We start from the raw sequence: 20,193 nt of genomic DNA on the forward strand, positions 1-20,193 counted from the left end.
GATCTTCAATCGGCCGGGAGCGACTCAGGCGGCAGCGCACTTCCGTGCGCTGCCGCCCCTGCGGCAAGCGGTCTCAGCCGTCCCACTTCACCTGCGCCAGCGGCTGGAACAGCACCGGCGAGGATTTCCAGAAGCCGGACAGTTCCTTGCGGACGACGCCGAGCTTCGGCAGCTGGAACAGGAAGCCATGAACGGCCTCCGTCGCCAGGAACTCCTGGCCCTGCTTCAGCAGCGCGTCGCGCTTCTCGGGGTCGGCCTCGGTCTTGATCCGGTCCCAGAGCGCGGTGAACTCGGGATTTTCGTAGCCGTAGAAATAGCTCTTGCCGCGGGCGAAGTTGCTCATGTCGTTCGGCGAGGTGTGGGCGATGATGGTCATGTCGTAGTTGAGCTTCTTGTAGATCTCTTCCAGCCAGAAGCCCCACTCGACGTTCTCGACCTTCACGTCGAGCCCGGCTTCGGCAAGCTGTGCCTGGATGATCTCGGCCGAGCGTGTGGCGTAGGGGAACGGCGGCACGCGCAGCGTCATCACGGTGCCTTCGGCGACGCCTGCTTCCTTGAGCAGTTCCTTCGCCCTGGCGACGTCGTGCGGGTACATCCCGGTCAGGTCGACATAGGCCTTGCCGTGCGGCGGATAGAAGCTACCGATCGGCGTCGCCTGGCCGTACATGGCGCCGTCGATGATCGCCTTGCGGTCGAGCGTATGGCTGATCGCGCGGCGCACGCGGATGTCATCGAAGGGCGCCCTGGCGTTGTTCATCGCCATGATGACCTCGCCTTCGGTGCTGCCGATCTCGACCGCGAAGCGCGGATCGGCCTCGAACTGCGCCATCATCTCCGGCGCAGGGAAGCCGGGATAGGCATCGAGCGTCTCCGACAGGAGAGCCGCGCTCGCCGAGGCCGGGTCGGCGATGAACTGGAACGTGATCTTCTCCATCTGCACGGTCGCGGCATCGCGGTGGGACGGATACTTCGCCAGCGTCAGGCGGTCGCCGCGGGTCCAGCTGTCGAACCGGAAGGGACCGGTGCCGACCGGCGTGGTCTTGGCGAGTTCGACCGACTCGGGCGCCACGATCGAGGCATCGCCCTGGGCGAGGTTGAACAGCAGGAAGGCGTCCGGCCGGCTGAGCTTGAGCTCCAGCGTCGCCGGGTCGATCACGGTGACGGCCGCGATCGGCTCGAAGATGCCCTTGGACGGGTTCACGCTGTCGGCACCCATGGCGCGGTCGAAGGAGAACTTCACGTCGGCGGCGTCGAAGGCCGTGCCGTCGTGGAAGGTCACGCCCTGCTGGAGATCGAAGGTGTAGGTCAGGCCGTCATCCGACAGGGTCCAGCCCTTCGCGAGTTCCGGGACGACTTCGCCCTGCTCGGTGACCGAGGTCAGCGCCTCGAAGACGTTGTGGGCGAGCATGCCGTCGATCGACGCCGTCGCGTCGCTGGTGGGATCGAGGGACGTCGGCTCCTGCTGCATGCCGATGACGATGTCCGTCTTCGACCAGGCGGGGAAGGCAGTCAGCAGCAGGGCGCCGAGCATGGAGCCGGCGATGGCTGTCGAGCGTGTCATGGTTCTGCTCCGTCGTGGAAGGATGGTCGCTGAATAGGAGGATCGCGTGTCGGTCGCATGACAGGGGCTGGACTGTTGCGGCACGTGTCCGCGCATCAGGATCTGGCGCCCTGGCCGTGTCGGCAAAGGGCGGATCCATGGCGTCACCTGATCGACGGACAGTGACGCCGCTTCCGGTTCGGACCGGCCCGGATGTGCGTAGCTGTCCCCTCCCCGCGACGACGCCAGACGCGAAAAAGGCTCCGCCGTCATGCCAGCGTTATGAATGGCCCCTATCGCTGCCGCGTACGTAAACGGCGCTGCGAGCGCGATTGCACAGCTGTGCAAAGGCAGATCATGGGCAAGAACGACTTCGTCAGCGTCGAGCAGATTTCCGTCGGCTACGGAAAGACGACGGTCCTCGACGGGCTCGACCTGTCGATCCGCAAAGGCGAGTTCGTGGCTCTTCTCGGCTCTTCGGGCTGCGGAAAGACCACGCTGCTGCGGGCGTTGGCAGGGTTCGTGAAGCCCGATGCGGGGACGATCCGAGTCGACGGCGAGGACGTGACCCGTCTTCCGCCGGACCGGCGCGGCATGGCCCTCGTCTTCCAGTCCTATGCGCTCTGGCCGCACATGACGGTCGCGCAGAACATCGGCTATGGCCTCAAGCTGCGCGGAACGCCCCGCGCAGGCATAGACCGCCGGGTCGGCGAATTGCAGGAACTGCTCGGCCTGGCCGGCCTCGGCAGCCGCAAGCCGACCGCCCTTTCGGGCGGGCAGCGCCAGCGCGTGGCGCTGGGACGCGCGCTGGCTGTCGATCCGTCCATCCTGCTCCTCGACGAGCCACTGTCGAACCTCGACGCGCGCATCCGCCTCAAGGTGCGCCACGACATCAGCGCGTTGCAGAAGCGGCTGGGCATCACCGCCGTGCATGTGACCCACGATCGCGAGGAAGCCATGGTGATGGCCGACCGGATCGTCATTCTGGACGCCGGCCGCATCGCCCAGCAGGGCGCGCCGGAAGAGGTGTTCAACCGTCCGGCCTCGCCCTTCGTCGCCGCCTTCATGGGCGCGGAAAACGTGATCGCGCTCAACGGCTCCGTGGGCGGCGGCAGGATCGCCATCGATGCCAGCGACGCCAACGCGAAGGCCATTTTGCCGCTGGACGGGCGCAATCTGAAAAGCGGCGGGTTCGAGGCGCGGTTCCGCACCGAAGGCGCGCAGTTGATCGACGACGGGATGCCGGTGTCCGAAGCGGTCGACGCGCTGGATCTGTTCGGTCATGTCGAGGCCGCGAGCTATCCCGGCGGGGCGTGGCGACATTCGGTGCGGGTCGGCGACGACATCATGCTGATCGATGCCGCCCGGCCATGCGCACAGGGCCAGGCGGTGCGCGTCCGGATCCCGGCGAAAAATCTCTTTCTTTTCAATCAGCAAGGCCGTGATTCGCGGCCGCAACCGAGTTCCCTGAACGAGGGTGGCGCCGCCCGCGTCCTGGAAGCATCCCACGCATGAACCTTGTCGAACGGAGACATCAACCATGAAGAAACTCCTCCAGGCATCGCTGGCTCTGAGCCTTTCGGCCGTGCCGGCCTCCGCAGCCGAATTGACGCTCATCACCGCAGGCGACCAGAACATGGTCGACTACGTCAACGAATACCTCGCCCCCCTCTTCGAGGAGCAGAACCCCGGCAATACCGTTCGCGCCGTCGGCACCGGGCCGGGTGACGCCGGTTCGCAGAAAATCCTCGAGCGCTTCGAGGCGCAGAAGCAGGCCGACGCTAAGGTCTGGGACACCGACGTCGCCGTCGTGCACGAGAAGTTCGTCGGCCCGATGGTCGAGGCCGGTTATCTCGACAACTACCGCGACCGCATCGCCACCGGCGGTCTCGTGACCCGGTCGAACGCCGACATGGCGCTGGGCGCCAACGTCAAGGGCTATGTGATGCCCATGTTCAACAGCCAGACCGCGCTGGCCTACAATCCGGCCCTGCTGCCGAATCCGCCGAAGAGCTACGCGGAACTCGCCGAATGGGCCAAAGCCAACCCGAAGCAGTTCGGCTACAACGGCATCAAGGGCGGCGCTTCCGGCGTCAGCTTCGTGATGGGCTGGATCTATGCCTTCGGAGACGGCGACGCCGACAAGCTGATGAACGGGCCGTTCGAGGAGACCGAGGCCACGAAGTGGGACAGCGCCTTCGACAGCCTGGCCGATTTCACCACCCATGCGACGCTCACGCCGGGCAATGCCGGCACGCTCGACCTGCTTTCGCGCGGCGAGATCGCCGTCGGACCCGTCTGGGTCGACATGTTCTACTCCTGGCAGGCCAACGGCCAGTTGCCGCCCGAGTTCAAGCTGGTGCTTCCCGCTCCGGGCATGCCCGGCCAGCCGATGCACTACGTGATCCCGGCAAACGCGCCGAACAAGGACCTGGCCGAGAAGTTCGTCGAACTGGCGACCAGCGCCAAGGTGCAGGCCGAAGGCATCGTCAAGCGCTTCAACTGGTATCCGGGCATCGATGCAAAGCATGTCCAGGCCGAACTCGACGAGGCGACCTGGAACAAGCTGTTCATCGACGTCACCCCGGACGATCTCGCCACCAAGGGAAAGCCCTTCCCGATCGCCCCCTACAACAAGGCGATCCTCGAGGCCTACGAGCGTCACGTCACCAACTGAGCCCTGCCACCGCAGAGCTTCGGCCGCCCGCCCCGCGCGGGCGGCCTCCCCGTAGCCGCGATCCGGATCGATCGATGCCGAAACATCTTCTCGGACTGCTTCTCGTGCTGCCAGCGCTGGCGGTGATCCTCCTCCTGTTCGTCGTGCCGCTCGCGACGTCGCTCGTCGGCGCTTTCAAGGTGGAAGACAGGTTTGGCTTCGGCAACTTCGCCAAGTCGTTCGAACTCTATACGTCCGACATCGTCTTCACGGTCGTCATCGTCTCGCTTTCGACGGCCATCATCGGCATTCTGTCCGTCGCCATCGGCGGCTATCTCGTGCTTGGCGAAAATCCCCGCGCCGTCGCGATCCTGCGCTGGCTCTACCGCTGGCCGCTGTTCATTCCCTTCATCGTCGTCGGCCAGATCCTGCGCACCTTTCTGGCCAAGAACGGCCTGATGAACAACGTCCTGATCGAGGTCGGGCTCATCACCCCGCTGCAGGCCGTCAGCTTCCTCGACTGGCGCGGCATCGTCATCGCTTTCGTCTGGAAGCAGACGCCTTTCGTCGCCCTGCTGGTTTCGGGGGCGATGGCGTCGGTCGACCGCAGCACGATCGAGGCGGCACGCAATCTCGGCGCCTCGCGCCTGCGCATCCTGGTGGAGATCATCGTGCCGCAGGTGGCCACCACCCTGATGGTCGGTCTTGTTCTGTCCTTCGTCACGATGATGTCGGTCCTGTCCGTGCCCCTGATGATCAACGCACAGTCTCCGACCATGATCACCGCCGACATCGCCTTCCGCATCAATGCCTATGGCGACTACGGCGTCGCCAATGCCCTTGGCCTCATCTCGCTCGTCGCCAGCGCCTGCGTCGGCTGGTTCTATCTGCGTCAGACCCTTCGAGAGCGGTCATGACCCGATCGATCCCTTGGCTCGCCCGCCTCGCCTCCCGCTTCGACCTGTGGTGGATCCCGAGAGCCATCGTGCTTGGCCTCCTGGCCTTCGCGATCTTCGGCCCGCTGACCAACCTGCTGCTGTGGACAGTTGCCGAACGCTGGTATTTCCCGCACGCGATGCCGCTGGACTATGGCTTCAGCTACTGGGAGCGCGTGTTCTCGCCCCGCGGCACGGCAATGGAATCGCTCGCCAACAGCGTCGTCGTGGCATCCATGACCGTCATGGCGTCGATGGCGCTGGCGGTTCCCGCCGGTTATGCGCTGTCGCGCCTGGAACTGCCCTTTCGCGCCCTGATCCTGCTTGCCTTCCTCGTGCCGCAGGCGTTTCCGAACCTGCCCGTCTACGTCAACATCGCGCGGCTTTTCTATCAGCTGGGCCTCAACGGAACCGTCACGGGTGTGGTGCTGGTGCATGTCACCCACGGACTGGTCTATGCCGTATGGATCGCGACCGCCGCTTTTTCGGCAATCGATACGGAGCTGGAAGAGGCGGCGCGGTCGATCGGTGCGAGTGCGCTGCGCACCTTCAGGGACGTGACCTTGCCGCTGGCCGCGCCCGGCCTTCTGGCCAGCGCCATCTTCGTGTTTCTGGAATCGCTGGACGAATTCACCGGCAGCTACTTCGTCGGCGCACCGGACGTGAACATGCTGCCGCTTCTGCTCTACACCGCGAGCGCGGGCGGCAACTACCAGATCGCCTCCATCACGGCGCTGTTGCTCCTCATTCCTTCAGTGGGCTTCATGCTGGTGGTGGAACGATTCCTCAGATCCGATGTGCTTTCGAAGGTCGGCCATTGAAACGGGACGCCAAGCAGGGGGCGCCGAGCTTCGTGAGCGCACAGCAGGTCGCGCAGCTTGCCGGCGTGTCGCGCTCGGCCGTCTCGCGCGCGTTCACGCCCGGCGCGAGCATCGCCGCCGAGACCCGCGACAAGGTGGACAGGGCAGCCGCACAGCTTGGCTACCGGGTCAACGACCTCGCGCGTGGCCTCCTGGCAAACCGCAGCCGGCTGGTCGGCCTCGTCGTCACCAAGCCGGAACTGGGCTTTCGCGCCCACCTCGTCGCGGCGCTGAGCCGCGCGCTGATCCGGAGGGGCAACGTTCCCTTCCTCATCAACACGGGCGATTCCGAGGTTGAGATCCAGGCCGCCCAGACAGCCCTGTTCGGATACCGCGCCGAGGCAACCATCATTCTGTCCGGCTCGCCGCCCGCATCCTTTGCCGAACTGGCCCGCCAGAACGGGCAGCCGCTCGTCATGCTCGGCCGTTCCGAGCCGGACTGCGACCACGTGCGCATCGACAACGCCGGGGCTGCGGCGAAGGCGGCGGCCTTGTTCGTTGGACGGGGCATCATGCGGCTCGGTCTGGCGGGCTCCGACTCCGGCACGCCCAGCATCGTCGAACGCGAACGCGCATTCGTCGCCGAGGCGCAGCGGCTCGGCGCGACCGTGCAGACGGCGCGGGGTGGCGATTCCGACTATGCGGGCGGCCAGCAGGCGGCGGCCGTGTTGCTGGGCCAGGCCGAGCGGCCGCAGGCGATCTTCTGCGTCAATGACCTGATCGCGATTGGTCTGCTCGACGCCGCGCGGATCAGGTTCAAGCTTCGTGTGCCGGGAGACCTGTCCGTCATCGGCTTCGACGACATTCCGGAGGCGTCGTGGGACGCCTACCGCCTGACCACGTTCCGGCAGGACCCGGACGAGATGGCCGCGCGCGCCATCGAGCAGCTCGACCGGCGGCTTGCAGACCCCGGCGCGGCACCGTCGATCATCCAGCTGGACCCGGTCCTCATCCTCCGCGACAGCACTCGAAACGAATAACGAGAACCGATGCATACCCCGCAGGACTACGACAATACCGCAAGCGTCCGGACCGCGACACACCTCTTCCGCGACGCTACGGCGCCGGGTCTCTCCCGCTTTGCGCGCCGGTCCACCCTCGGCTCATCGACTGTGCGCTGCGCGGGCATCATCATGACATCGATCGACACCTCCGACGCCGGGTCGACGGCATGAAGATCATCCTCGTTTCCGATCTTCATCTGGTCGCGCCGGGCAAGACCCTCTTCGGCATGGATCCGCTGCGCGGGCTCGAAGCCTGCATCGCCGACATCAACCGAACGCATGCCGATGCCGACCTCGTCGTGTTTGCCGGCGACCTGACCGATGACGGCGAAGCCGCCGCGTATGAAGCCCTCGCCGAACGCATCGTCCACCTCGCGCCGCCGCATCGCTTCATGATGGGCAACCATGACGATCGCGCCCGCTTCCTGCGGACATTGTCACAGCCGGCCGACGAGGACGGGTTCATCCAGTCGAGCGTCGACATCGACGGCACGCGGATCATCCTGCTCGATACGCTCCGGCCGGGACATGTCGACGGGCTCTTGTGCGAGACACGGCTGCGATGGCTCGGCCGGCAACTCGTCGGGGCGGCCGAGGCGCTCCTCTTCCTGCATCATCCGCCGTTCCGCCTCGGCATCCCCTCACTCGACGAGTGCCGGCTCGGTGAGCCGGACAAGCTGCTGTCGCTGATCCGCAGGCACGGCAATGTGCGCCATCTCTTCGCTGGCCACGTCCATCGGCTGGCCCACGGCAGCTGGCAGGGCATCCCCTTCACGACGGTTCGCGGCACCAACCACCAGTCGGCCCTGCGTCTTGAGGGGCCGCACGAGGTAAGCTTCGAAGCGCCCGCCTACAGTGTCGTGCTGGTCGACCACGACGCGGTCATCGTACACACGCAGGAACTGTCCCCGGGGGAATGATCCCGGGACGTCCCTGACGCCCTGTCAAGCAGCGTTCTCCCGAACGAAGTGGCCCGGGGCGGCTTCGCGGAGCCCTGCGCCATTGGCGGGTCCCGCCGGTACAGCTTTTGCCGGCAGCGGCTCGAGCGCGGCGCGGCGGCCTGACACATCATGGCGCGGCACCGATGCGAGCAGCCGCCTCGTGTAGGCATGGCGCGGATCGCGCAGCACCGACTGCGACGGCCCGGTCTCGACGATCTCGCCGCGATGCATGACAGCGATGCGGTGGCTGACGCGCTCGATGACGGCGATGTCGTGGCTGATGAACAGGAAGGAGATGCCCTCGCGCTGCTGCAGTTCCAGCATCAGGTCGGTGACCTGACGGGCGATCGAGACGTCGAGCGCGGAGACGGGCTCGTCGGCGACGATGAGCTTGGGCTTCACGGAGAGCGCGCGGGCGATGCAGAGCCGCTGGCGCTGGCCTCCGGAAAACTGGTGCGGATAGAGGTCGACCGCATCCTGCTGCAGTCCGACGGATTGCAGGAGCTCCGCGGCGAGGTCGCGCTGGTCGCGCGCCGACACGACGCCGTGAATCCGGGCCGGCTCGGTGACGAGATCGTGCACCGGCAGGCGGGGGTTGAGGCTGGCATAGGGGTCCTGGAAGATCATCTGCGCGTGCCGGCGCATGGCACGCAGGCCCTGCCGGTCGGCCCGCATCACGTCCTGGCCGTCGAGCAGGATGGCGCCGCTCGATGGCTCGATCAGGCACAGGATCGAGCGCGCCAGCGTGGACTTGCCGCAGCCGGACTCGCCCACCAGCCCGAGCGTCTCGGCGCGCCCGAGGCTGAGCGAGACGCCGCGCACCGCCTCGATGCTGCGGCGCCCGGCAAGAAAGCCGCTGCGAACCGCAAAACGGGTGGTCAGGTCGCGCACGTCGAGAAGCTTCGAGGCCCCCGACGGCGCGGCAGGCGAACCGGAACCCAGCTTCGGGGTCGCCGCCATCAGTTGCTGGGAGTAGGCGTGCTTCGGCGCGCCAAAGACATCGGCGACCGCACCTTCCTCGACCTTTCGCCCCTGGCGCAGGACCACGATCCGGTCGGCGATCTCGGCCACCACGCCCATGTCGTGCGTGATGAACAGGACGGCCATTCCGATCTCGGCCTGCAGATCCCGGATCAGGCTCAGGATTTCCGCCTGGGTGGTGACGTCGAGGGCCGTCGTCGGCTCGTCGGCGATCAGCAGCTTCGGCCGGCAGGCGAGCGCCATGGCGATCATCACCCGCTGGCGCAGCCCGCCGGAGAGTTCGTGCGGATATTGCGACAGCCTGCGCTGCGGCTCCGGGATCCGGACGCTGTCGAGCGCATCCCGCGCGGCGAGGAGCGCCTGTCTGCCGCTCATCGAGCGGTGGCGGATGAACACCTCGGCGACCTGGTTTCCCACGGTCAGCACCGGATTGAGCGACGTCATCGGCTCCTGGAAGACCATCGAGATGCGGTTGCCGCGCAGCCCGCGCAGCTGCCGTTCGTCGAGCGCCGTGATGTCGACGGGGCCGCCCTCCTCGTGCAGCGTGATGGTGCCGCCAGCGATCCTTCCGCCCTCCCGTTCGATCAGCCGCAGGATCGACAGGGCAGTGGCGGATTTCCCCGAGCCCGATTCGCCGACAAGCGCCAGCGTCGCGCCCTTCGGCACGTCGAAGGAGAGCTCGCGCACCGCCTCCGTGGCGCCGAAGCCGACCTTGAGATTGCGGACGGACAGCAGCGGCGTCACGAAGCGGCCCTCCGCATTCGCGCTCCGATCTCCGGATGCTCGGCGAAGACCGGCAGCGGCGGGGTCCAGCGGCTCGCGGACGGCGTGAAGCCGAAGGCGATCGGATCGCGGCCGGCGACCTGCCAGTTCACGGTCTCGCCCAGCTCGAGAAGCCCCATCGCGCCGGCAGGCTCGCCTTGCGTGGTGAAGCTCTCGGTCAGCGACTGCTGTGTCAGATGCGTGATGCCGTCGACCGTGGTCACCGTGTTCCAGTGGACATGGCCGGCGAGGCAGACGACGGGGACGCGCGCCTGCGCAAGCGCCGCGCGGGTCCGCTCGGCCATCGGATAAGTCGAGACGCCGGGATTGCGCTCGAAATAGTAGTTGCCGGTCTGGGCGTGGCCAGAGATCGGCACGTGGCTGACGACGAGGAGGGGGCGGTCGGCGGCCTGTGCGGTGCGCGACAGCCAGAGCAGGTCCTCCTCGCGAAGGACGAAGCCCTGGCGCTCCGCGTCGCGATGGATCTTCGCGTCCGCCCGCCACAGCGCAATGCGCCAGCCGCCCACATCGAGCGTCATCGACTTCATCGGCTGGCCGAGGATGGTCTCGTTGTCGGCGACCTCCAGGTGGTCCCGGTCGTGGTTGCCGTTGAAGTGGTGGATGGGCGCTTCGACCTGGCGAAATGCCTGGCCGACCTCCTTCTGGAGGACGAGGTCGGTCTCCCGGTTCTCGTCGGAGATCCGGTCGCCGAGGTCGAGCACGAGATCGGGTCGGGCCTCGTTGGTGAAGCGGGCGAACTCCGCCATCAGGGGCAGCGCGGTGTCGCCCCGCTTGGTCGCGGAAGGCTTTCCGTGGTGAATGTCGGCAACGACGCAGATGCGGACGGACATGGCTTCGGTTCCCGTTGTTCAGGCTGGCATGGGGCGCGATGCGCCGCCGGCGCAGGCCGGCGGCGCTTCGAGAACGGGCGTCAGTTCGAGGCGAAGGAGATCGAACCGGCGCGGAAATCGAGGACGTAGGGGATGTGGCCGGGCTTCGGCGCCCAGTTGACGTTCTTGTTCATCGCCCAGGATTCGAACGGCCGGTAGAGCGGCAGCACCGGCGGATCCTGGCTGATACGCTCCATCAGTTCGGCATAGGCAGCCTTGCGCGCCTCGACGTCCTTGGAGAAGCGGAAACGCTCCCAGGCCTCGGCATAGGCCGCGTCAGTGTTGAAGCGTCCTTCCGACTCCGACGGCCCCTTGGGCGCCCACATCACGCCGAACGAGCCGAAGGGGTCGGCGAAGTACATCGGATTCGACCAGTTGCGGGCCATCATGTCGGCATCGCCGCCGTTCCACTTGTCGACCACGTTGACCTTGCCGTTGATGCCGACTTCCTTCCACATCTCCACGATCGCCTGCGCGGCGAGCAGGCCGTTGGTGTAGTAGGTCGGGAAGCTCGTGTAGACGATCTCCTCGCCCTTGTAGCCGGCCTCCTGGAGCAGCTGCTTCGCCTTCTCCGGATTGTACTCGAAGGTCTTGAGCTCCGGCATGTAGAGTTCGCCGAACTCCTCCATGGTGTGGGACGCAGGCACGATCGCCTTTCCGAGCCACAGCGCCTCGTTGAGCGTGTCGCGGTCCACCGCGAGGCTCATGGCCTGGCGGATGCGCGGGTCCTTCAGCACAGGATGGTTGGCGTTCATGATCATGACGTGGAACAGCGCAGTGGCCGAACCCGCGGCCTTGAGCGCCGGATCGGACTCGATCAGCGACAGCTGGTCGGGCGCGATGTTGGTGACGAGGTCAGCCTCGCCGGTCTTCAGCGCCGTGATGCGCGAGGCGGTCTCGGGCATGTGCTTCACGGTCACCTTGTCCAGCGGTGCCTTCTCGCCCCAGAAGCCGTCGAAACGTTCCCAGACCAGCGTTTCGCCGGGAACGAGCTGGGTGATGGCGTAGGGACCGGTGCCCACGGGCTTCAGCGAGAAGGCCTCGAAGTCGTCGTTCTCGGCAACCTTGGGATCGCCGGTCAGGCCCTTGGTGTAGTCTTCCGGGATGATCATGACCTGCTGCAGGTTGAGCAGCGTCTCCCACAGCGGCTCCTCGCGCTTGGCGTGGATGCGCACCGTGTAGTCGTCGATCTTTTCGGCCTTGTCGAAATTGGCGAGCCGGTCGCGGGCGCGCACCTGGTAGGGCGGGAAGGTCGCCTGGTACATGCGGTTGAGCGAGAACACCACGTCGTCGGCGGTCATCGCCTCGCCATTGTGGAAGGTGACGCCCTGGCGAAGCTTCAGCTCCATCACGGTCGGCTCGACCAGCGTCCATTCGGTGGCGAGGCCGGGGCGGAACTCGCCCTGGAGCTTGTCGTAGTTCTTTTCGACCAGCGTGTCGAAGCTGTTGTAGTAGAACTGCGACCCGACGTTCGAATGGTCGCGGCCCGGATCGATGAAGCCGGTCACGTTGGCCGCGCCGACGGTCAGTTCGACGGCGAAGGCGGAGCCCGCGAGTACGGTGGCGATCGCGGTCGTCGCAAGGAACCTGGTCATGTCATGCCTCCTGAAAGGACGGTTGGGTTTGGGATCGGCGGGCCTCGGAAGGGCCTCTTCTTCTTGAATGGGAAACGGGTCATCTGCCGCGCAGCCGCACGTCGGCGCGGTCGCGCAGCCAGTCGCCGAGGATCTGGACGGCGAAGGTGACGAAGAGGATCATCACGGCCGGCGCGACCACGATCCACGGCGCCGTCGGCAGGTAGTCGCGGCCGATGCCGACCATGGATCCGAGCGTTGCCGTCGGCGGCTGCACGCCCATGCCGAGGAAGGACAGCGTCGATTCCAGAAGCACGATGTTGGAAATCGACAGGGTGAACTGGACGACGAGCGGAGACACCGCGTTCGGCAGCACGTGCCGGAAGGCGATCCGCCCGCCGGACGCCCCGGCCGCGCGCGCTGCCTCGATGAAGGGCATCGCCATCAGCCGCCGCACCTCGCCCCGCACGATGCGGGCATATTGTTCCCAGCCGTACAGGCCGAGCACCAGCACCATCACCTCGATGGACGACCCGAAGATCGCCAGCGTCAGCAGCGCGATGAGGGTGAAGGGGATGGCGATCTGGGCGTCGACCGCGCCCATAATGATGTCGTCGACGAGACCGCCGGCGATGCCGGAAACCAGCCCGAGCGCCCCGCCGAGCACGAGGCCGATCGTGGCGCCGAGGGCGGCGAGGATCAGCGTCAGCTGCAGGCCGTGGAGCGAGCGCGACAGCACGTCGCGGCCGAGTTCGTCGGTGCCCAGCAGATAGCCCTCCCTGTAGCGTTCGAAGCCGAAGGGCGGGCGCAGCCGGGCGATCAGGCTCTGCGCCGTCGGCTCGTGCGGCGCGATGAACGGCGCGAACGCCGCAACGATCAGAAGCAGGACGGCGATGCAGATCGCCGCGCGCTGGACGCCGTTCGCGTCATTCCAGATCCGCCTTGCGTCGGCCAGAAGGCCGGGACGGGACGCGGCGGTTGCGATCGCTGCCTCGGCCATCATGCCCTCCCGAGCCGGATGCGGGGATCGGCATAGGCATAGGCTATGTCGATCAATCCGTTGACGATGATCACCGCGAAGGCGACCGCGAGCACGGCGAACTGCAGCACGGGGAAGTCGCGCAGGATCGCCGCGTTGACGAGCAGGTCGCCGATGCCGGGCCAGGCGAAGATCGCCTCGACGACAACGTTTCCGGCCGCGGCGAGGCCGGCGATCTGCAGCCCGAGCACCGAAAGGATGGTGATCGAAGCGTTGGAGAAGCCATGCTTCAGGATGACGACGGCTTCCGACAGGCCCTTGGCGCGGGCGGTGCGCATGAAGTCCTGGCTGAGCACGTCGAGCATAGCGTTGCGCGTGAAGCGCGTCAGCGCCGCGATCAGCGCGCCGGCCAGCGTGATGGTGGGCATGATGAAGTGCCACGGGGTCGAGTTGCCGACCACCGGCAGCCAGTTCAGCGTGAAGGCGAAGACGAGCACCATGAAGATGGCGAGCACGAAGTTCGGCACCGCATAGCCGACGAAGGCGATGGTCATCACCGTGCTGCCGATCCAGTTGCTGCGATGGATCGCGGCGAGGATGCCGAGCGGGACGGCGACGAGGATGGTGAGCGAGACGCCGGACAGCAGCAGTTGCAGCGACGGCCAGATGCGCTCTGCCACGATCTCGGCCACCGGGCGCCGCTCGACGAAGGACAGGCCGAACTGCCCGTCGATGAAGGAGCCGAGGAAGCGGACGTACTGCTCCCAGATCGAGGCGTCGAGACCGTAATAGCGGGTCAGCAGGTCGCGATCCTCCTGCGTGATCCCCTGGCCGACGACGTAGTCGATCGGATCGCCGGACAGACGGGTGGCGAAGAAGACCAGCGTCACGATCACGAAGAGCGTGACGACCATCTTGAACAGGGTGCGGGTGATGTGGCGCAGCATCAGATCGATCTCTCGGCTGCGGCCGCGTCCGGCATCGCGAGCGCACCCGCGGCCGGTGGTCCGTTCGCGGTCATGCGCCGCAGGTGGACGAAGCGGACGCCCGCCGCCGCCGCCGCGACGCCGTCGGTGCCCGCATTGTCGCCGATGAAGATGCAGGCGGCGGGAGAAGCGCCGCTGAGCCTCAGTCCAAGCTCGACCAGGTCCGGCGCCGGCTTGCCGATGCTGGTGAAGCGGATCGACGGAACGCAGGCCCGGACCGCCGCGACGATCGCCCCGGTTTCGGGAACCGGGCGGCCTCGATCGTCGGGATGCACGGTGTCGATGTTGGTGACGACGAGGGGCGCGCCGTCCTGGACATCGTCGATCAGCAGGGCGAGGTCCCGCACCGAGAAGCCTGCATCGCGCGCCAGAAGCACGATCTCGGGCTTGCGGGCCTCCGTCCGCAGGCCGAGCGCACGGGCGAGATCGCGGATCGGCGGCTCGGCATAGAGCGAGATCGCCGCACCCGGTCGCGACGCCGCGATCCGCCGCACCGCCTGCTCGCCGGCGAGAAGGATGCGGCTCGCCTCCACCGCGAGCCCGATGACCGCGATGCGGCGCGAGAGCGTCTCGGCGGTGTCGGACGAATTGTTCGAGACGATCCAGAGGCGATCGGAATGGCGGGCGACGAATTCCCGCACGTTCGGATAGACGTGTCCGCCCGAGACGAGGCACCCGTCGAGGTCGCAGAAGATGGCTTCGCAGCCCTCGACCGGGGCCTGCGCGATGTCCTCTATCCTGATCGTCTCGTCCGTCACGCGTGCGCTCCGCTGCCGACGGGCACGACGAGGCTGTCCGACGGCGCATGCGCGCCGCAGCAGTTTCGTCCCGTCCGCCTGTGGGTCCAATGGGGCAGCCGGCACGTCGCCCGCTGCATCTGCAACCTGGGCCTTCTCTGTGACACAGGCTTTACAGACGACAGCTAGACTTGGGTTCGATCAAAGCCCCGCTTCTGCCGCTGGAGATTTCCTTGACCGTCTCGCCCACCCGCATCCGCGCCGTGAACGCCGTCGCCGCCTCCGGCTCCTTCGCTGCCGCCGCCCGGGCGCTCGGCATTTCCCAGCCGGCGGTATCCCAGCATGTGAAGGGCATCGAGGAGGAGTTCGGCGTGCGCCTGTTCCTGCGCCGCAACGGCGCGCTCCATCCGACGCCGCTGTGCCTGGAACTCTGCGACGTGGCGGAACGGATGACGGAGGCCGAAAGCGCGGCGACCCGCATCCTCACCCGCCGCAACGCGCTCGCCGACGGACACCTGTCGGTCGGGCTCGGCAATTCGATGCCGGGCATGGCGCTCATCGCGCTGTTCAACAAGCGCCATCCCTCGGTGTCGATTTCGGTGCAGACCGGCTCCTTCGAGGAGATCACCACCGCCGTCATCAGCCGCCGCGTCGACGTCGGCGTGCTGCCCAACCTGCCGGACGACGGTCGCTTCCGGCGCGAACTGCTGGTTCGCCAGCAGGTCGTAGCGATCGTCAACGCCGACAGCGGGCTGGCGAGGGAGGACTGCCTGAGCTGCGAGCAGCTGATCACCGCGCCGCTCGTCTTCCGCACCCGCGGTTCGTCGACCCAGCGCGTCGTCGACCGGGCGTTCAACGCCGCCGGTCTCAGCCCGGTGCCTCTGCTCACGCTCGACACGCGCGACGGCGTATACGAGGCCGTGGCAAACGGCATCGGCGTCGGCTTCATGTGGCGCGAAGGCACCGGCCGGACGGACGCGATCCGGCGCATTCCCGTCCGCGAGATGGAGCGCCTCTACGACGAGGTGGTCTTCGCGCCGCGAGACGATGCCGGCCAGGTGAGCGAGGCCTTCTTCGCCTCCGCCAAGGTCTTTGCCGCCTCGGTCAGGGCGGACATGACCGCGAAGGGTCTCCAGGAGACGGGCGATTCGTGAGAGCGAAGCGGCTTGTCCGCGCGGCTCGGGCGGTCGATGATGACGGCATGAACAGCGCCGCGCAGCAACCCGTCGTCAGGATCCGCATCGTCTTCGGCGAAGGCGAGATGATCGGTCCCGGCAAGGCCGATCTCCTCGAACGGATCGACCGCACCGGCTCCATCTCGGCCGCCGGGCGCGAGATGGGCATGAGCTACAAGCGCGCCTGGATGCTGGTGGAAACGTTGAACGCCATGTTCCGCGAACCGCTCGTCGAAAGCACGCGCGGCGGCCCGCAGGGCGGCGGCGCGATCCTTACCGACACCGGCAGGCGGGTTCTCGACCTGTACCGCCGGTTCGAGGCGGATGCCGCCGCCTCCGGTGCCCAGGGACTGGCGGAGATGCAGGCGATGCTGCGGGATCCGACCGGACACGGCTGAAGAACGGACGGACGCCAGCCGGCGGCACGGGCCGCCGTCCGGTCGCGCGGTTCAGATTGCCAGGTACTCGTTGCGAAGATCCGCGTTGTCGAGCACCGCCTGCGCCGATCCGTCAAAGACGATCTGGCCCATGTCGAGGATGAGAGCCCGGTTCGCCAGTTCGAGCGCGGCAACCGCGTTCTGCTCGACGATGATGGTGGTGATGCCAAGCGCCTTGATCTGCTCGACGATACGCTCGATCTCCTGGACGATGACCGGCGCCAGCCCCTCGTAGGGTTCGTCGAGAAGGAGGAGCTTCAGGTCCCGGGCGAGCGCGCGCGCCACCGCCAGCATCTGCTGCTCGCCACCCGAAAGCGTCACGCCGTCCTGGCGGCGGCGTTCGGCCAGCCGCGGGAAATGATCGTAGATCTTCTCGATCGACCATCCCTTCGGTTCGGCGATCTGCGCCAGCTTCAGATTCTCCTCGACTGTCAGGCCGGGAATGATGCGGCGATCCTCCTGGACGAGCTGGATGCCCTTCCCGGCCGCCTGGAAATCGCGCAGCTTGTGCACCGCCTCGCCGTTCAGCCAGATCTCGCCGCTCTTCAGCTGCGGATCGAGCGCGCGCGCCAGCGTCCGCAGCGTCGAGGTCTTGCCGGCCCCGTTGCGCCCCAGCAGCGCGACGATGTCGCCCTCCTGGATGTCGAAGCTGACGCCCTGGACGATGTAGCTTTCGCCGTAATAGGCGTGAATGTCGCGGACGCTGAAGAACGGTGCCTTTTCGGTTGCCTCGGCCGGGTTCGGCATGGTCATGGCGTTCATCAATGTGCCCCTCCCAGATAGGCTTCCTGGACCACCGGATTGCCGCGGACCTCGTCCGGCTTGCCGTCGGCGATGATCCGGCCCTGAGCGAGCACCGTGACGCGGTCGGCGAGCGAGAACACGACGTGCATGTCGTGCTCGATGATGACCTTGGTCATGCCGCGTTCCTTGAACTTCCGCAGGAGATCGATGGTTGAATTGGTGTCGTGCCGCGACATGCCGGCGGTCGGCTCGTCGAGCAGCAGCAGGCGCGGATGCTGGACGAGCCCCATGGCCAGTTCCAGCCGGCGCTTGTCGCCCCGCGAGAGGCTGGCGGCGAGCGTTTCACGCTGCTTGTAGAGCCCGACATCCTCAAGCCAGTGCTCGGCCTCCTCGCGGATCGCCGTCTGGCGCGACGTCACCTGCAACGCGTTCAGGCGAAACGAGCCGTCCCGCTTGGCGAAGGCGGGCACCATTACGTTGTGCAGGAGCGAGAGATCGGGAAAGATCTCGGGCGTCTGGAACACCCGCACAACGCCCATCTGGTTGATCTCGTGCGGCTGCTTGCCGGTGATGACCTGCCCGTCGAAGACGACGGCGCCGGTGTCGGGGGCGATGCGCCCGATGCAGACGTTGAGCAGGGTCGACTTGCCGGCACCGTTCGGGCCGATGATGGCGTGGGTCGTCCCTTCCATCACCTGGAGGTCGATGTCCGACAGGGCCCTGAGCCCGCCGAAGCTCTTGTGGACGTCGGCGACATGAAGAACAGCGTTGGCCATCTGGGTTCCGTACTCATTCTGCCGGGGCGAGCCGGCCGGTCTCTTCCCGACTGGCCGGCTTGCGGGTGAAGGCATTTCGTATCTTGCGGACGCCCTCCATCAGGCCGCCGGGCAGGAAGATGACGATCAGCATGAAGACGACGCCGAGCGTCAGGTGCCAGCCCTCGCCGACGAACGGTGCCGTGATCGTGACGAAGAAATTCTCCAGACCGTCCGGCAGGAAGGAGAAGGCCTCGTGCAGCTTGGCCTCGTGGAAGGCGGAGAAGATGTTCTCGAAGTACTTGATCACACCGGCGCCGACGACGGGACCGACGAGCGTTCCGACGCCGCCGAGGATGGTCATCAGCACCACCTCGCCCGACGCCGTCCACTGCATGCGTTCGGCGCCCGCGAGCGGATCGGTCGCGGCGAGCAGCCCGCCGGCGAGCCCGGCATACATGCCCGAGATGATGAAGGCGGCGAGCGTATAGGGCCGGGTGTTGAAGCCGGTATAGGCCATCCGGGTCTGGTTCGACTTGATCGCTTTCAGCATCATCCCGAAAGGCGACCGGTCGATGCGCATCGCCAGATAGAAGCACAGGATGAGCAGAGCTGCGCAGAAGAAGAAGCCGCTCAGCCCGCTGAGCTCTTCGCCGAGCAGGTTGGGCGGCGGTATGCCCGAGCCGGCGTCCGTGAAGGCCCTGTCGAGGATGCGCGGATCGCCGAGCGCCAGTTGCAGGCCCGTCTCCCCATTGGTGATCGGCGTCAGCACCGAATAGGCCAGATTGTAGGACATCTGCGCGAAGGCGAGCGTCAGGATCGAGAAGTAGATCCCTGACCGTCGCAGGCTGACGAAGCCGATGACGGCGGCGAAGAGCCCCGCCACGACGACCGCGAACAGGACGGCCGGGATGACGCTCATCGTCAGCAGTTTGAAAGACCAGACGGCGGCGTAGGACCCGACGCCGAGGAAGGCGGCATGGCCGAAGGACAGGTAGCCAGTCATGCCGAACAGGATGTTGAAACCGATGGCGAAGATCCCGTAGATCGCGATCTTCTGCATCAGGTCCGGATAGGCGGCGCCGATGGGCGCGAGCCAGATCGGCATGGTCAATATGACCAGAGCGAAGAGGGCGAGCCGGACGAGGTCGTTGCGCAGTATCGCCATCTCAACGCTCCATCACGCCTTTGCGTCCCAGAAGACCGCGCGGCATCGTCAGGAGCACGACGACCGCGACCAGATAGATGATGACCTGGTCGATCCCGGGGATGATGTTCTTGATCTCGTTCATGGCGGCGAAGGACTGCAGGATGCCGAGCAGGAATCCGGCCAGCACGGCGCCCGACACCGACCCCATGCCTCCGACCACCACGACCACGAAGGACAGGACGAGGAAGTCCATGCCGATGTTGTAGTTGGGCGGCACGATCGGCGTGTACATCACGCCCGCGACGCCTGCCACGACCGCGGCGATGGCGAACACGACGGTGAACCGTCGCTGAATGTCGATGCCGAGGAAACCGACCGTCTGGCGGTCCTCCATCCCCGCGCGCACGACCATCCCGTAGGTGGTGAAGCGCAGGAAGGAGATCACCAGTCCGACGACCACCAGCGCGAAGCCCAGATAGATCAGCCGCCACCACGGATAGTAGATGCTGCCGAGCCCGATCCACGTGCCGACGTCGGCGCTGCCCGACAGGGCCGGAGGCGTCGCGACAGGGATAGGATTGGCACCGAAATTCGCCTTGACGATCTCCTGCAGCACGATGGCCAGGCCGAAGGTCACGAGGATCTGCTCGGCATGGGTGCGGCGATAGAAGAAGCGGATCAGGCCGCGCTCCATGGCGATGCCGACGAACAGCATCACGGGAATCGCAAACAGGATCGACAGCGGCACCGACCATTCGACGAGAAAGGCGCCGAAGTCGCCGAGCCACGCCTGCACGAGCGGCGTGCGGATCTCCATCGGCGAGCCCCAGGGCGTCAGCTTCTCAGGATCGACGGTGACGGTCTCGAGCTGGAGCAGTCGGCTGAAGACGACGGCGCAGAAGGCGCCGATCATGAACAGCGCGCCGTGCGCGAAATTGACGACGCCGAGCGTCCCGAAGACCAGCGTCAGACCGAGCGCGATGAGCGCATAGGCGGCGCCCTTGTCGAGGCCGTTGAGCAGTTGCAGAACGAATTGGTCCATGATGTTTCCGCCCCGCGCGGGGAAATGGAGAAGCCGCATTCCGTC

Annotated in this window: 19 protein-coding genes; 8 read left to right on the plus strand and 11 right to left on the minus strand. The window is 66.6% G+C overall.

What is annotated here, in order from left to right; genetic code table 11:
• Positions 1-73: 73 nt before the first annotated feature.
• Entirely contained in the window at positions 74-1,561 is a 1,488-nt protein-coding gene (locus N1F91_RS07475) for an ABC transporter substrate-binding protein (protein WP_289991173.1), read from the minus strand.
• Between the two features lie 336 nt (positions 1,562-1,897).
• On the opposite strand from N1F91_RS07475, the gene N1F91_RS07480 reads away from it, so the two are divergent.
• The 6 genes from N1F91_RS07480 (at position 1,898) to N1F91_RS07505 (ending at position 7,915) form a co-directional block, all read left to right on the plus strand.
• Positions 1,898-3,055: an ABC transporter ATP-binding protein gene (locus N1F91_RS07480; RefSeq protein WP_289991174.1), complete on the plus strand. Its 1,158-nt coding sequence runs from the start codon at positions 1,898-1,900 to the stop codon at positions 3,053-3,055.
• A gap of 25 nt (positions 3,056-3,080) precedes the next feature.
• Positions 3,081-4,217: an extracellular solute-binding protein gene (locus N1F91_RS07485; protein ID WP_289991175.1), complete on the plus strand. Its 1,137-nt coding sequence runs from the start codon at positions 3,081-3,083 to the stop codon at positions 4,215-4,217.
• Positions 4,218-4,291: 74 nt separating this feature from the next.
• Positions 4,292-5,113 (plus strand): ABC transporter permease subunit, encoded by an 822-nt coding sequence (locus N1F91_RS07490; protein ID WP_289991177.1) that lies wholly within the window; start codon positions 4,292-4,294, stop codon positions 5,111-5,113.
• Positions 5,110-5,952 carry an ABC transporter permease subunit gene (locus N1F91_RS07495; RefSeq protein ID WP_289991179.1) on the plus strand — a complete coding sequence of 281 codons (843 nt, stop codon included), beginning with the start codon at positions 5,110-5,112 and terminating at the stop codon, positions 5,950-5,952. Before N1F91_RS07490 ends, N1F91_RS07495 begins: the two co-directional genes overlap by 4 nt.
• Positions 5,949-6,971 (plus strand): LacI family DNA-binding transcriptional regulator, encoded by a 1,023-nt coding sequence (locus N1F91_RS07500; protein ID WP_289991180.1) that lies wholly within the window; start codon positions 5,949-5,951, stop codon positions 6,969-6,971. Before N1F91_RS07495 ends, N1F91_RS07500 begins: the two co-directional genes overlap by 4 nt.
• A gap of 191 nt (positions 6,972-7,162) precedes the next feature.
• On the plus strand, positions 7,163-7,915 hold the full coding sequence (locus N1F91_RS07505) for a phosphodiesterase (RefSeq protein ID WP_289991183.1): 753 nt from the start codon (positions 7,163-7,165) through the stop codon (positions 7,913-7,915).
• A 24-nt stretch (positions 7,916-7,939) separates the two neighbouring features.
• On the opposite strand, the gene N1F91_RS07510 is transcribed toward N1F91_RS07505, so the two are convergent.
• From N1F91_RS07510 to N1F91_RS07535, 6 genes are all read right to left on the minus strand, one after another.
• Entirely contained in the window at positions 7,940-9,661 is a 1,722-nt protein-coding gene (locus N1F91_RS07510) for an ABC transporter ATP-binding protein (protein WP_289991184.1), read from the minus strand.
• Positions 9,658-10,530 carry a metallophosphoesterase gene (locus N1F91_RS07515; protein WP_289991185.1) on the minus strand — a complete coding sequence of 291 codons (873 nt, stop codon included), beginning with the start codon at positions 10,528-10,530 and terminating at the stop codon, positions 9,658-9,660. Before N1F91_RS07515 ends, N1F91_RS07510 begins: the two co-directional genes overlap by 4 nt.
• A gap of 80 nt (positions 10,531-10,610) precedes the next feature.
• A complete protein-coding gene (locus tag N1F91_RS07520) occupies positions 10,611-12,164 on the minus strand; it encodes an ABC transporter substrate-binding protein (RefSeq protein ID WP_289991186.1) in 1,554 nt (517 codons plus the stop codon).
• Positions 12,165-12,243: 79 nt separating this feature from the next.
• Positions 12,244-13,146 (minus strand): ABC transporter permease, encoded by a 903-nt coding sequence (locus N1F91_RS07525; RefSeq protein ID WP_289991188.1) that lies wholly within the window; start codon positions 13,144-13,146, stop codon positions 12,244-12,246.
• Positions 13,143-14,069, minus strand: coding sequence for an ABC transporter permease (locus tag N1F91_RS07530; protein WP_289991191.1), 927 nt, complete (start codon positions 14,067-14,069; stop codon positions 13,143-13,145). Before N1F91_RS07530 ends, N1F91_RS07525 begins: the two co-directional genes overlap by 4 nt.
• Complete coding sequence (locus N1F91_RS07535; RefSeq protein ID WP_289991193.1) at positions 14,069-14,866, minus strand: HAD family hydrolase; 798 nt, start codon at positions 14,864-14,866, stop codon at positions 14,069-14,071. The genes N1F91_RS07530 and N1F91_RS07535 overlap by 1 nt, the downstream gene beginning before the upstream one ends.
• Positions 14,867-15,078: 212 nt before the next feature.
• On the opposite strand from N1F91_RS07535, the gene N1F91_RS07540 reads away from it, so the two are divergent.
• Together N1F91_RS07540 and N1F91_RS07545 are read left to right on the plus strand one after the other, a co-directional pair.
• Complete coding sequence (locus tag N1F91_RS07540) at positions 15,079-15,999, plus strand: LysR family transcriptional regulator (protein ID WP_289991196.1); 921 nt, start codon at positions 15,079-15,081, stop codon at positions 15,997-15,999.
• Positions 16,000-16,046: 47 nt separating this feature from the next.
• Positions 16,047-16,418 (plus strand): winged helix-turn-helix domain-containing protein, encoded by a 372-nt coding sequence (locus N1F91_RS07545; protein WP_289991197.1) that lies wholly within the window; start codon positions 16,047-16,049, stop codon positions 16,416-16,418.
• 51 nt (positions 16,419-16,469) lie between these two features.
• Here N1F91_RS07545 and N1F91_RS07550 read toward each other — a convergent pair whose 3' ends face one another.
• The 4 genes from N1F91_RS07550 to N1F91_RS07565 all read right to left on the minus strand — a co-directional run bounded on the left by N1F91_RS07550 (position 16,470) and on the right by N1F91_RS07565 (position 20,148).
• Positions 16,470-17,219 (minus strand): ABC transporter ATP-binding protein, encoded by a 750-nt coding sequence (locus N1F91_RS07550; protein WP_289991198.1) that lies wholly within the window; start codon positions 17,217-17,219, stop codon positions 16,470-16,472.
• Positions 17,219-17,977 carry an ABC transporter ATP-binding protein gene (locus N1F91_RS07555; RefSeq protein ID WP_289991199.1) on the minus strand — a complete coding sequence of 253 codons (759 nt, stop codon included), beginning with the start codon at positions 17,975-17,977 and terminating at the stop codon, positions 17,219-17,221. Before N1F91_RS07555 ends, N1F91_RS07550 begins: the two co-directional genes overlap by 1 nt.
• Positions 17,978-17,990: 13 nt before the next feature.
• A complete protein-coding gene (locus tag N1F91_RS07560) occupies positions 17,991-19,064 on the minus strand; it encodes a branched-chain amino acid ABC transporter permease (RefSeq protein WP_289991465.1) in 1,074 nt (357 codons plus the stop codon).
• A 61-nt stretch (positions 19,065-19,125) separates the two neighbouring features.
• Positions 19,126-20,148 carry a branched-chain amino acid ABC transporter permease gene (locus N1F91_RS07565; RefSeq protein WP_289991200.1) on the minus strand — a complete coding sequence of 341 codons (1,023 nt, stop codon included), beginning with the start codon at positions 20,146-20,148 and terminating at the stop codon, positions 19,126-19,128.
• Positions 20,149-20,193: the final 45 nt, after the last annotated feature.

It is taken from the genome of Aquibium sp. ELW1220 (genome assembly GCF_030398385.1).
Lineage (GTDB): Bacteria > Pseudomonadota > Alphaproteobacteria > Rhizobiales > Rhizobiaceae > Aquibium.